Raw genomic sequence first — 13,584 nt, forward strand, 5'->3', positions numbered from 1 at the left:
TCTTTGACTTAAAATGGTTGTAATATACGGTCTTTAAGATGTTAAATATTGTTTTTACAGGTTATTTGTAGAAAAATTAAGAATTCTTCATGAATTCTTCTGCCTTTTCAACCATGTTATAACTTCCACAGAAAAAAGAAACTCTTTGATGTAGTTCTGTTGGATCAATTTCCATAATTCTATTGTACCCATCAGACGCTTTTCCACCAGCTTGTTCTGCCAAGAAAGCCATTGGGTTGCATTCGTAAAGCAAACGCAATTTACCATTTGGTGCTTTTGAACTTGTTGGATATATATAAATTCCACCTTTTATCATATTTCTATGAAAATCAGAAACCAAACTTCCAATATATCTTGAAGAATAAGGTCTATCACCTTCTTCAGCTTGACAATATTTTAAATAATTTTTTACACCTTGAGGAAAATGAACATAATTCCCTTCGTTGATAGAATAAATATTTCCATCTTTAGAAAATTGCATGTTTGGATGTGAAAGATAAAATGTTCCAATTGCTGGATTTAAGGTAAAACCATTTACTCCATGACCAGTTGTATAAACTAGCATAGTTGAAGTTCCATAAACAACATAACCTGCGGCAACTTGGTTAACACCTTTTTGCAGAAAATCTTCACTTGTAACAGGAGTTCCAACAGGGGTTACTCTTCTAAAAACTGAAAAAATAGTTCCAACCGAAACATTTACATCAATATTTGAAGAACCATCCAAAGGATCCATTAGTACAACATATTTGTTTTGATTATTTTCATCTAAACTGTTTACGGTAATAAAATCATCATTTTCTTCAGACGCAATTCCACAAACAATGTTTCTATTTATTAACGTTTGAATAAATGTATCATTGGCAAAAACGTCTAATTTTTGTTGGTCTTCCCCTTGAATATTTTGTTCTCCAGCTGCTCCAACGATATCAACTAAACCGGCTTTATTTACTTTATAATTAACAACTTTAGCCGCTAATCTAATAGAGTTAATGATTCTAGATAATTCACCTGTTGAATATTGAAATGCATTTTGATTTTCAATTATGTATTCTCCTAAAGTTTTATTTTTTTCTTGCATTTCGAAATCGATGTAGTTGTGTTAATGGCACAAATATCGGATTTTTTGTGAAAAGAAATAGGATTTTTAGGTATATGTTTTTCTTAATGTTATTTTTGCTTAAATTTTGATATTATGATAATAAGAAAAGGAACAAAAGAAGATATGCAAGCCGTTCTCGATTTGATAATTGAGTTAGCTGTTTTTGAAAAAGAACCTGATGCCGTTGTCGTTACCAAAGAAGATTTAATTAGAGATGGTTTCTCATCAAACCCTTTATTTCATACATTTGTAGCTGAAAAAAATGGTAAAATTATTGGTGTAGCTTTGTATTATTACAGATATTCTACTTGGAAAGGAAAAACGATTCATTTAGAAGATTTAGTCGTTAAAGAAAGTCAACGTGGAACTGGTGCTGGATTTGCTCTATATAGCGAAATCATAAAACAAGGAAAAAAAGATAACGTTAGAAGAATTGAATGGAACGTTTTAGATTGGAATGAAAATGCTATTGCTTTTTATGAAAAATCTGGAGCAAATATTCTAAAAGATTGGTATGTTGTGCAAATGGATGAAAAAGCTATTTCAAATTTTTTAGTGAATTTGAAAAGCAAAAAATAAAAAATAAACTCCAAAATCCAAAACTTGCAATGTTAAAGCAAACCAATTGGAATTTGGAATTTAAAATTTTGGAATTTATAAAAAATTTGAAGAATGAAAATTTTTAAGTTTGGTGGTGCGTCAGTAAAAGATGCTGATGGAGTAAAAAATGTTTTAAATGTTTTAAAAACAGTTGGGCACGAAGATGTTTTGATAGTAGTTTCCGCTATGGGAAAAATGACTAATGCCCTTGAGTTAGTAATCACTAACTACTTTGATAAATCAACCGAATTTAATGCATCACTGCAAGAAGTAAAAAAATATCACAATCAAATTTTGATGGATTTATTTGATGATGAAGATGATGATGTTTTTTTTGCAATTAATAGTCATTTAGCTGATTTAGAATATTTTTTACGCAGTAATAAATCGCCAAACTATAGTTTTGTTTATGACCAAGTCATTAGTTATGGAGAATTGATTTCTACAACAATTGTGAGTCATTATTTCAATGAACAAGGCTTAAAAAATAGCTGGATTGATGTTAGAAATTTTATCAAAACAGACAACAATTATAGAGATGGGAATGTTGATTGGGAGCAAACTCAAAAATTAATTTCCAAAGGAGTTAAAAAGAAAAACTTAAACATAACACAAGGGTTTTTAGGTTCAGACGAAAACAACTTTACCACAACTTTAGGAAGAGAAGGTTCCGATTATACGGCTGCTATTTTTGCTTATTGTTTGGGTGCAGAAAGTGTAACTATTTGGAAAGATGTTCCTGGTGTAATGAATGCTGATCCAAGGTATTTTGAAAATGCAATTCTGTTAAACCAAATTTCATATCGTGAAGCAATTGAATTAGCGTTTTATGGAGCAAGTGTAATTCACCCAAAAACATTGCAACCACTTCAAAGAAAAGAAATTCCTTTGTTTGTAAAGTCATTTATAAACCCCCTTTTGCCAGGGACTTCGGTTTCAAAAGGAGCAGATTTAGATCCACTTATTCCTTGTTTTATCATTAAAAAAAATCAATTATTGCTTTCATTGTCATCTTTGGATTTTTCATTTATGATGGAAGATCACATGAGTGAAATTTTCGCATTATTTTCAGAACATAAAATTAAAGTAAATCTAATTCAAAATTCAGCGATTAGTTTTTCGGTCTGTATTGAAGATAAATATGGAAATTTTGATGCTTTAAAAACAAGTTTGTCAAAAAAATTCAAAGTTTCATACAATGAAAATGTGTCTCTTTACACGGTTAGACATTTTGATGAAGAAGCATTACAAATTGTAGAAAAAAACAAAACGATTTTGTTGAAACAGATTTCTAGAGGAACTTTGCAGGTTGTGACTAAAGAGTAATTTTGTTTTACGGCAAATTCACACATTATTCTTTAACTATGAATCCGTGAACCTATGGCAAAACTCTTTAGTGGCAAAAATCCCAAAATTATACTACTTTTGAAAATTGTGAGTTATAGTATTTATGGGCAAGAAGTGGTTTTTAGGGATTTGTTTGTTTGTTGTTTCGGGCATTTTGGCTCAAGAAACAAAAACGCCTTATAAATCAAAGAAATTTGTTGCTTCAAAAGATACTATTTCTTTAGAAAAAGTCAGTATTAACAAAGCTTTCTTCAAAGTTTTAGATAAAAACGGAATCGAAATTGATTCTTCAGTTTACAACGTTGATTTTAAATCAGGCAAAATATTTTTTAAAGAGAACTTTACTTCAAAAGACACTTTAGAAGTCAAATACTTAACTTTTCCTGAGTTTTTAACCAAAACATATTCCATTTATGATGAAGACAAAGTGGTTCCAAATAAAGCTGGTCAACTTTTTACCATAAAAAACCCCAATAAAAGTACTTTTAAACCTTTTGATGGCTTAAATACAAATGGAAGTATTACAAGAGGAGTGACAATTGGAAACAATCAAAACACGGTTGTAAATTCAAATTTAGATCTTCAAATTACAGGAAAATTATCGGATAAAGTCAGTTTACGAGCTTCCATTCAAGACAGTAATATTCCTTTGCAAGATGGTGGTTATTCGCAAAAACTAGATGAATTTGATCAAATCTTCATTGAATTATTTTCGGACAAATGGAGTATTCGAGCTGGAGATTTATTTTTAGAAAATCGAAAAGCTTCATTTTTAAATTTCAATAAAAAAGTACAGGGAATTTCATCACATTTTACTTTTGGTTCGGACGAAAACAAAACAGACATTTTTGCATCTGCAGCTTTAGTTCGTGGACAATATGCTCGAAGCACTTTTACAGGACAAGAAGGAAATCAAGGACCTTATAAATTGCGAGGAAATAATGGTGAACTCTATGTTTTAGTAATTTCTGGTTCAGAACGCGTTTTTGTAAACGGAATTTTATTAACACGTGGAGAAAATAACGATTACATTATCGATTATAACGCTGGTGAAGTAATTTTCACCTCTTTATTTCCAATTACTTCCGAAATGCGAATCAATGTAGAATATCAATATACTGATAGAAATTATACACGATTTATAACGTATGCTGGTGCAACTCATGAAACAGAAAAATGGAATATTGGTGGTTTTTTATATTCTGAAAATGATGTAAAAAATCAACCGTTGCAACAAAATTTATCCGAAGATCAAGTTGCGGTATTGCAAAATGTTGGTGATAATTTATCTTTGATGAATGCTCCTTCTGCTTACTTAGATAGCTATTCGGAAAATAAAGTTTTGTATAAAAAAGTCATTATTTCTGGAGTTGAGGTTTATGAATATTCTAACAATCCTGATGATGAATTATACAATGTTCGTTTTAGTTTAGTTGGAAGCAATCTTGGAAATTATATTTTAGCCAACAACCAAGCTATTGGAAAAATATATGAATACATTCAACCTGTTGCGGGAATTCCTCAAGGAAATTACGAACCTGTTGTTCGATTAATTGCACCTACAAAAATTCAAATTGCAACTATTTTAGGTGGTTATAATCCTTCTGAAAAAACTAAAGTTGATTTTGAAATTGGTGTTAGCAATAATGATTTGAATCTATATTCTAATTTAGATGACAACAACAATAACGGAATTGCAGGAAAAATAAATGCAAAACAACGTTTATTGACTCAAAAAACCACAATTGATGCTTTTGCAAATTTTCAATTTATTCAACAAGATTTTAAAACCATTGAACGACTATTTACAATAGAATTTAATCGGGATTGGAATTTAACAACACCTTTAGGCAATCAAAGTTTATTGATTTCAGGTTTGGATTTTAACTTCAATAAGAAAGGATTTGCTAAATATCAATTGGAGAAATTAGATTTTTCGGAAAATTTCTCTGGAACAAGACATAGTCTTTTTGGAAATTACAACCATAAAAACTTCACACTATTCAATCAGAGTAGTGCTATGAAAAGTGATGGAAGTTATTCAAATTCTAAATTCATTCGAAATCAAACCAAAGCAAAATACAATTTCAAGAAAAATTGGGTTGGAGGAAGTTTCAATTTTGAAGATAATTCAGAAAAATTAGTTGAAACCAATGATTTTTCGGCACTTAGTCAAAAATTTGCAGAATATGGAGCTTTTGTTGGTCGAGGTGATTCAACGAAAGTTTTTGTAGAATTAGGCTATTTGCAACGAAAAAACGACAGTTTACAAAACGGAATTATTCAACGTGTAAACCATTCCAATTCGTATTATTTGAATTCACAATTGGTAAAAACAGAAAAAAGTAATTTGAGTATTTTTGTAAAATATCGAACTTTAAAATATGAAGATGTTGCTAAGAAAGATGAACCTTCTTTAAACTCAAGAATTATTTATAACGATAGGTTTTTTGATCAATTGATGCAATTATCTACAATTTATGAAAACTCATCAGGAACAATTGCTCAACAAGAATTCACTTATTTAGAAGTTGAGCCAGGACAAGGAGTTTACACATGGAATGACTACAACAACAATGGAATTCAGGAATTACAAGAATTTGAAATTGCTCCTTTTGTTGATTTAGCCAAATATGTTCGCGTTTTTTTACCTAATCAGGTTTTTGTTCGAACCCATCAAAATAAGTTTTCTCAATCGTTGACTTTTAATTTCAATCAATGGCAAAATAAGACAGGTTTTTTTAAATTTATGTCCCTGTTTTATAATCAAAGTTCGTTTTTAATTGATAGGAAAATAGTAAGAGATGGCAATAATTTTGATTTGAATCCATTTTCAAATTCAGATGAAAATCTTATTGGATTAAACAATAGTTTTAGAAATAGTTTATTTTTCAATAGAGGAAAACAGCGAAATTCAATCACTTATAATTTCTTGACGAATGATTCAAAAAACTTATTATCAGTTGGTTCAGTTGAAAATAAAGCTAAATCACATCAATTACAATATCAACATTTAATTCAAAAAACTTGGCTGTTTACTTTATCAGGAAAAACGGTTTTTAGTGAAGCTTTTTCTGAAAATTATCCAAGTCGAAATTTTCAAATTCAAGGATTTCAAGCCTTCCCAAAGGTTTCCTATTTGTTTTCAAAAAATGCGAGTTGGGATGTTTTTTATGAATATCAAAACAAAGAAAATCAAATTGGAAATTTTGAAAGTTTAAAACAAAACAGATTTGGAACTTCATTTACTTTCAATAGTGATAAAGGCTTTAGTGTTAATGGTGAATTTTCACATTACAACAATTCTTTTGAAGGAAATGCTTTATCAGCTGTTGGGTTTCAATTATTAGAAGGATTACAAGTTGGAAAAAATCAGACTTGGCGTTTGTTGTTGCAAAAAAATCTAACTACTTATTTAGATATAAATGTAAATTATCAAGGTCGAAAAAGTGAAACATCCAAAACAATTCATACTGGAAATGTGCAGCTAAGGGCTTTCTTTTAATAGCTTAAATTTATGTTAAAAACCTTTAAACACAGTGTTTTTTTAAATTTATACTCTTTTTTTTAATTACATTTACTTTCTTAAAAAAATTACGATGCGTTTAAGTTTACTAATTGCTTTTATTTTTACTAACTTTATGTTTGGTCAACTTAGTAATAAACATTGGCTTCCACCTTTACACTCTAGAGATGGATCTGTTGTTAATGATCATTACATTTATCTTTCTACACCAAATCCTACTCCTTTTTCCGTTTCAGTAAAAAGTGGAAACGGCACTCCAATTCAAGGATCACCTTTTACTATTTCTCAAGGGAATCCTCAAACTATAAATATCGGTAATGGACAGCCGTCACTTATGTTTTTAAATCAAAGTGATGTTAATGTTGTAAAAAGTGATAAAGGCTTAATTTTAGAAGCTACCAAGGATTTTTATGCTACTTTTAAAGTTCGTTCGGGAAATCATGCTGAGGTATTGGTAGCAAAAGGTATTCCAGGTATTGGTACAAATTTCAGAGTTGGAAGCGTTCCTCAAGGAGGAAGTGGTTCTATTAGGAATTTTGTGTCAAGTTTTATGGCCACAGAGGATAACACTATTGTTGATGTTTCAGATTATAATACAAACGTAGTTTTTACTTCTGGTTCAGGTGATGTTACTCTAGATTCTCAAAATTTTGTTTTAAATAAAGGAGAATCAGTTGTTCTATCTGGTTACACAGATTATACCGCTAATTATGACGGTTTTATTGGAGCTCTAATTTCTTCTGACAAGCCCATTGCTGTTAGTACAGGTAATGCTTTAGGAGGAACATTATTGTCAAGTGATGGACAAGATTTTAATTTGGATCAAATTGTATCTTATGACCAAGTAGGTTCTGAATATATAGTAGTTAGAGGAAATGGTGGAAATGATTCAGAATTTCCAATAGTAATTGCCACACAAGATAATACGCAAATTTTTATAAATGGAAATGCAACACCATTTGCTACGGTAAATACAGGGGGTTATTTAATTGTTCCTCCTACTTTTTATCAAGGAACGAATCATAAGAACATGTATATTACTAGCAGTAATCCAATATACCTCTATCAAGTACTAGCGGGTGCAAATTATTCAGCGACCACTGGTATGAATTTTATTCCTCCTTTGAGCTGTTTCTTTCAAAAAAGTGTAGATTTAATTCCAAGTATAAATACCATTGGAAATACTCAATACACTAGTGATATTATTGCGCTTACTTATGCAAATTCAACTATAACTGTAAATGGAAACCCAACCACAACTACTCCTGAAGCTGTTTTAGGCACTACAGATTGGGTTACATATAGAATTCCTGGTTATACTGGAAACGTTGTGGTAGAATCTACAGGTCCTTTAGCAGTGGGTGTTTTTGGAGCTAGTGGGGCTGCGGGATATGGTGGTTATTATTCAGGATTTGGTAGTGAACCAAGAGATACTAATGTAACTATATGTTCTAGCGGCACAACCGATCTTTTAGAAGCAATTGATGGAAATCCTGAAACTGGTGGTGTATGGACACCAGCTTTAGCAAGTGGAACAGATTTTTTTGATCCAAATGTTGATTTACCAGGAACTTATAATTATTCTTATACTGCGACTTGTGCAAATATTAGTGTTGATATTACAGTAGCTATTCAACAGGCTCCTAATGCAGGAGCAAATAATGCAATTGCTGCTTGTACTTCAGACCCGAATGTTGATTTATTTACTTTATTAGGTACTAACGTAACTACGGGTGGAACTTGGTCTCCAGTAATGGCAAGTGGAACTGGTGTTTATAACCCAAGTATAGATGCAGGTGGTGTTTATACTTATACAATTGCTGGAAATGGTATTTGTGATGATATTTCATCAACAATAACCATAACTAAAAATGTTTCTCCAGCAATTATAGCTATTACAACTTATGAAATTTGTGATAACAATGTAGACGGAAGTGATACAAATGGTTTTGTAATTTTTAATTTAACCACAAAAAGCGCTGAAATTTTAAATGGTCAATCTGGAATAACAGTTACTTATCATATCAATCAAAATGAGGCAGATAATAATGTTAATCCTCAAAATAATTACTATTCAAATACACAATTAGTATATGTTCGACTTACAAACAATACAACAAATTGTTATTCAACAACATCGTTTAATTTAATCGTCAATCCTTTACCTGTTGTTACAAATAATGTGAATTTGAAACAATGTGATACGGACACAGATGCAATTACTGATTTTAATTTAACGTATGCAAGCCCTTTAATTTCAAATGATACATCTTTGAATTTTACTTATTTTACGAGTCAATTAAATGCACAAAATAATACATTGCCTATAACAAATGAAACAAGTTATACTTCATCTAATAATGGTGTAGTTTGGGCAAAAGTTGAAAATGACAATAATTGTTATAGAATTGTGAGAGTAAATTTATTAGTTTCAACAACAACTCCTATTACAAATATAGTTTTAAACGAATGTGATGAATACATAGATATAAACGATACTTCTAATGATGGGTTTGATTATTTTAACTTAAATGGAGCTACAACTAGTATTTTAGCTCAATTTCCTCCAAATCAAAACCTACAAGTATCTTATTATGAAAATGAAGCTGATGCAACAGCTGGATTAAATCCAATCACTAATTTAAATAATTATAGAAATATAATTGGTAACAATCAATTAGTGTGGGTTAGAATCGATAGTGCTATTAATAATGAATGTTTTGGTTTAGGTCAATATGTAGAACTAATTGTTGACCCAGTTCCTAATGTAGAATTAGGTTTAGACTTTGTTGTTTGTTTAGATGCAATTACTGGTGCTGGCTCACAAACTATTAATGCAACACCTATAACTGCTGGAAATTATAGCTATAGTTGGACACCTGCAAACCCAACAACAAATTCATCTGGAGATCAATCGGCAATTTACACAGTTACACAATCTGGAATTTATAGTGTTGAAGTTACAAATATTGACACTCAATGTAAAAATATGGATAGCGTAGAGGCAACCTTTTCATCTGAACCTATAAGTGTTAGCGCTGTTTTAATCACACCTTTATTTTCACCAGGAACAGCGACAATTGAAGCGCTTCCTGTTGGTGGTTATGGTATTTATGAATATAGCATTGATAATGGAATTAATTGGCAACCAAGTCCTATTTTTGGTGGATTAACTAATGGTAATTATACTGTTTTAGTTAGAGACATCAAGCAATGTGGTGTGCAATTTTCACAAGCTATTCAAACTGTTACTTATCCTCCTTATTTCACACCAAATGGTGATGGTTTTAATGAATATTGGAATATTAATGGTTTGTTACAATCTTATCAAGGTAAAATATTCATTTTTGATAGATATGGAAAATTTTTAAAAGAAATTAATCCTAATGGAAATGGTTGGGATGGAACTTTTAATGGTCAACCACTACCTTCAACTGATTATTGGTTTAAGATAGAATATACAGAAAACGGAAATAGACAAGAATTCAAATCTCATTTCACTTTAAAAAGATAAAAAAAAAGGATAGTTAAAAACTATCCTTTTTTTTATTTACATTATTATTTTTATTTAAAAAGAAGTACTCAAAGATATTGAAACTCCTTTACTTTCAGGCACAAATCTACAAACTCCACCTACACATACTAAACCGCCTCTTTGTCTTCCATAATTTAAAGCAACGCGCGAAGCTCCTTTTCTATAACTTCCCCCAAGGTTATAATAATGCACTTTGCCTTCTCCAACTTTATCGTTCCCATAATTATACATATCCCAAACATAAAATGAAAGCTTTTGATTAACATAGTATTCTAATGTTGCACCTGCCCAATTTTTTTTATCAGCATCTGCCCACATATGTTCACCTTGAAGTCTTATAGATTGTGTTTTGTTTAACTTATAAGTTGCATCCGCAGCTACAATGTTTGTTTTAACTAACGATCCTCCTTGTAAATACTTTTGGTTTACATATTGATTTACATAAATAAAATTTCCTTGTAATTTATCATTAATTTTTTTTGTGATTTCAATATTATAATCTGAAAAATATTTTTTGCCAGATGCTAAAATTTTGACATCATAACTTGGAGGAAAATAATTATAATCTCCATCCAAATTATACCAATTAGCAACATTTACTGTAACTTTTGTACCATATTTACCACCTATGTCAGTACCTTTTTCAAAATTATAAAAAACATCAAACTGCCCACCTATTTCTCCAATTTTTGCAATTGCCGGATCAGGAATATCAATCTTTTGTACTTGATAAACATAAATATTTGCCAAATTGAAATGATGTTGCTTTGTTAAAGCTGGTAAATAATTTACTATTTTATCATTAAAATTATAACTTGTTGATCCTCCATTTTCAATATATAAATCAGGTTCTCTTTCAGAATAGAAACTCATGTTTACCATTCTTCTTAGAGTTGCATCTATTCCAAGGTTCTTTTGAGAATACCCAAAATTAATTAACAAGGCATTTCCAGGTTTAATAAAATTATTATCGATTTTATTGTTAACAATCATAGCATCTTCCGATTTATAGGCATATTCAGTAGATACATAGAAAGAATTATGAGAAAAATTCACTCTTCCAGAAAAAGCATTAGTTAAACTTTCGAATTTTGGTTTATTTATTGAGGTTTTTTCATCTCTTCCAACATAACTAAGTCCTAACGCTAAATCTGAAACTTCAAGCTTTAGAATACTGCTAATATTAAGTTCGGTATTGAAACCGAAAATATCACTATTTGCTACATCGAAACCTGTTCTTTGTCTTCCGTATAAACCTGTTAAAGAAAGATAATCCGTTGGGTTATATTTAATTCGCCCACCTCTTAAAGCATTATTTATTCCTAGTGCTCTGTCTTCCCATGTTCTTAAGATCAAACCACTTCCAAATTGTTCATAAAAATGTCCTGCAGTTACATCTATTTTATCAGCCTTATAATTTAAAAAATAAATCCCAAGATTAGTTTCATCATATTTTGGATTATAATTTAAAAGTGCATTTGGAGCATAGGATTCGAGTTGTACTCCAGCTGTCCATTTGCTATAATTATAATTTAATTGAAGGTAATTGTTTGAACGAAAAGGATCTTCTGGATGTTTAATTTCTCTATCATTTATTTTGTCATTAAGATACCACTGAGAATTAGATTCAAAACTACCATATAATAGGCCTGTCTTTTTTTCTTGTGCTGAAATTGATAATCCACTTAATATCAGTAAGGATAAAATTGTTTTCTTCATTATAGTTCTAATAGTTTTGTGTGTAATTCATCTTCTGCTCCTGGAGTAAATCCGTTTTGGATATGTACAATTTCACCGTTTTTCACAACAATTGTATAAGGAATATTTATTATACCCAAAGCTCTTTTTAAATCTTGGTTTGTGTCTAATAAAACATCAAAACTCCATCCTTTTCCATTTAGTAATGGTTTAACTCTTTTTTGAGTTCTAGAATCATCAGTAGAAACTGCAATTATTTCTAAGCTTAATTCTTTTTTCCATGCATCATAAACTTCATTTAAAGCATTAAGTTCTTCTATACAAGGTGCGCACCATGTTGCCCAAAAAGAAAAAACATAAATTTTATCCGTTTCGTTGTAAGTTTCATTAAGGTTAATTTTTTCATTGTTGAGTTTAGAAATTGACAAGTTTGGCAATTTGCTTTGTGCAACAACAGAATTGATAAATAATAGAAAGAAAAGAGAGTAAAATTTCATAATGTTTAAATTTTTGTGCAATTAAACAAAAAAAAACCAATTATTTCAAAAAAAAATTATTTATTTGTAGTAATAAACAACTAATACTTAATAATATGAAATTTTTAAAATTTTTAATGCTATTCTTGTCTGTAGGTTTCCTATTTTCTTGCAGCTCTAACGATAGCGGTTCGATTACAATTAACTTATCAAGTGATTTCACCACAAGATATGTAAATGAGGCTACAGTTTTAACTGTTACTACTAGTGATGGTAATGATGTAAGTAGTAGTTCTACTTTTAAGGTTAATGGAGTAGCTATTTCTGGAAATTCTTTTTCTTCATCAATTGAAGGTACATTTTCAATCGTGGCTGAATATGATGGAGTAACAAGCAATATTATTACTATTACCGTAATACCAAGTCCAATTCCTATTTCATCTATTGCATTAACTTCTAACAAATCTACTGTTGGTACTGGCGAGAATGTTATTTTTACATCAATGGGTAACAATGGTGCTAATGTGTCTCCTCAATCTACAGTTTATTTTGATGGGGTTGCACAAACTGGATTTAATATTGTAATGCCAACTGCTGGAACGGTTGATGTATATTCAACTTACACTAACGCAAGTAATGAGACTTTTACTTCAAATACAATTCAAATTGAAGTTGTATCTGTTATAAACTTTAACAAAAGAGTTTTAATTGAGGATTTTACAGGAACATGGTGTGGATGGTGTCCTAGAGTTTCTTATGGAATCGAACAAGTAAATACTCAGACAAATGATGCTGTAGTTGTGGCTCTTCATAAAAGCGGAAGTGATCCTTATATCGTAAATACCACTCCGTATAATGTTAGTGCTTATCCAACTGCACACTTAAACAGAACTACTGAATGGTCTTACCCTGAACCTGAAAATGTATCTCAAGTCGTTGCTCTTACTACTGGAGCAAACCCAAGATTAGGTTTGGCTATGAGCCCATCATTAACTGGAAGCACATTAAACATTGATGTAAATGTTAAGTTTGGCTTTAACTTTACTAATACTAAACTTGTTGTATATGTCCTTGAAAGTGGATTAGTTTATCCTCAAACAAATTATACTTCCTATTATGGTGGTGGAAGTACTTTACCTAATTTTGTACATAATCATGTATTACGTGCTGTGTTAACAAATGTTATGGGTGATGCTATTACTGGAAGTACTAATTCTGGAGATACTTATACTAAAAACTTCTCCGTACAATTGCCAAGTAATATAACAAATTCTAGTAATGTTTCTATTGTTGCTTTTGT

Annotated in this window: 8 protein-coding genes; 5 read left to right on the forward strand and 3 right to left on the reverse strand. The window is 30.4% G+C overall.

Annotated elements, in window-relative coordinates; translation table 11 throughout:
• Positions 1-76: 76 nt before the first annotated feature.
• Positions 77-1,081 carry a class 1 fructose-bisphosphatase gene (fbp, locus tag AACZ53_RS03015; RefSeq protein ID WP_339834606.1) on the reverse strand — a complete coding sequence of 335 codons (1,005 nt, stop codon included), beginning with the start codon at positions 1,079-1,081 and terminating at the stop codon, positions 77-79.
• Positions 1,082-1,195: 114 nt separating this feature from the next.
• On the opposite strand from fbp, the gene AACZ53_RS03020 reads away from it, so the two are divergent.
• From AACZ53_RS03020 to AACZ53_RS03035, 4 genes are all read left to right on the forward strand, one after another.
• Complete coding sequence (locus AACZ53_RS03020; protein WP_339834609.1) at positions 1,196-1,681, forward strand: GNAT family N-acetyltransferase; 486 nt, start codon at positions 1,196-1,198, stop codon at positions 1,679-1,681.
• A gap of 93 nt (positions 1,682-1,774) precedes the next feature.
• Positions 1,775-3,028 (forward strand): aspartate kinase, encoded by a 1,254-nt coding sequence (locus tag AACZ53_RS03025; protein WP_339834611.1) that lies wholly within the window; start codon positions 1,775-1,777, stop codon positions 3,026-3,028.
• Positions 3,029-3,152: 124 nt separating this feature from the next.
• Positions 3,153-6,554: a hypothetical protein gene (locus AACZ53_RS03030; protein ID WP_339834613.1), complete on the forward strand. Its 3,402-nt coding sequence runs from the start codon at positions 3,153-3,155 to the stop codon at positions 6,552-6,554.
• A gap of 136 nt (positions 6,555-6,690) precedes the next feature.
• Positions 6,691-10,089 carry a T9SS type B sorting domain-containing protein gene (locus AACZ53_RS03035; RefSeq protein WP_339834616.1) on the forward strand — a complete coding sequence of 1,133 codons (3,399 nt, stop codon included), beginning with the start codon at positions 6,691-6,693 and terminating at the stop codon, positions 10,087-10,089.
• Between the two features lie 54 nt (positions 10,090-10,143).
• Here AACZ53_RS03035 and AACZ53_RS03040 read toward each other — a convergent pair whose 3' ends face one another.
• Positions 10,144-11,829 (reverse strand): DUF6029 family protein, encoded by a 1,686-nt coding sequence (locus AACZ53_RS03040; protein WP_339834620.1) that lies wholly within the window; start codon positions 11,827-11,829, stop codon positions 10,144-10,146.
• Positions 11,829-12,305, reverse strand: coding sequence for a TlpA disulfide reductase family protein (locus AACZ53_RS03045; protein ID WP_339834623.1), 477 nt, complete (start codon positions 12,303-12,305; stop codon positions 11,829-11,831). Before AACZ53_RS03045 ends, AACZ53_RS03040 begins: the two co-directional genes overlap by 1 nt.
• Positions 12,306-12,400: 95 nt before the next feature.
• Here AACZ53_RS03045 and AACZ53_RS03050 point away from each other — a divergent pair.
• Positions 12,401-13,584: Omp28-related outer membrane protein (locus AACZ53_RS03050; protein ID WP_339834626.1), on the forward strand; the 1,184-nt coding region annotated here is incomplete at its 3' end.

It is taken from the genome of uncultured Flavobacterium sp. (genome assembly GCF_963975005.1).
Lineage (GTDB): Bacteria > Bacteroidota > Bacteroidia > Flavobacteriales > Flavobacteriaceae > Flavobacterium.

Bases quoted from the DNA above. Each gene is read 5' to 3' on its own strand.
- fbp (WP_339834606.1), bottom strand. From the start codon at position 1,081: ATGCAAGAAAAAAATAAAACTTTAGGAGAATACATAATTGAAAATCAA.
- AACZ53_RS03020 (WP_339834609.1), top strand. From the start codon at position 1,196: ATGATAATAAGAAAAGGAACAAAAGAAGATATGCAAGCCGTTCTCGAT.
- AACZ53_RS03040 (WP_339834620.1), bottom strand. From the start codon at position 11,829: ATGAAGAAAACAATTTTATCCTTACTGATATTAAGTGGATTATCAATT.
- AACZ53_RS03025 (WP_339834611.1), top strand. From the start codon at position 1,775: ATGAAAATTTTTAAGTTTGGTGGTGCGTCAGTAAAAGATGCTGATGGA.
- AACZ53_RS03035 (WP_339834616.1), top strand. From the start codon at position 6,691: ATGTTTGGTCAACTTAGTAATAAACATTGGCTTCCACCTTTACACTCT.
- AACZ53_RS03030 (WP_339834613.1), top strand. From the start codon at position 3,153: ATGGGCAAGAAGTGGTTTTTAGGGATTTGTTTGTTTGTTGTTTCGGGC.
- AACZ53_RS03045 (WP_339834623.1), bottom strand. From the start codon at position 12,305: ATGAAATTTTACTCTCTTTTCTTTCTATTATTTATCAATTCTGTTGTT.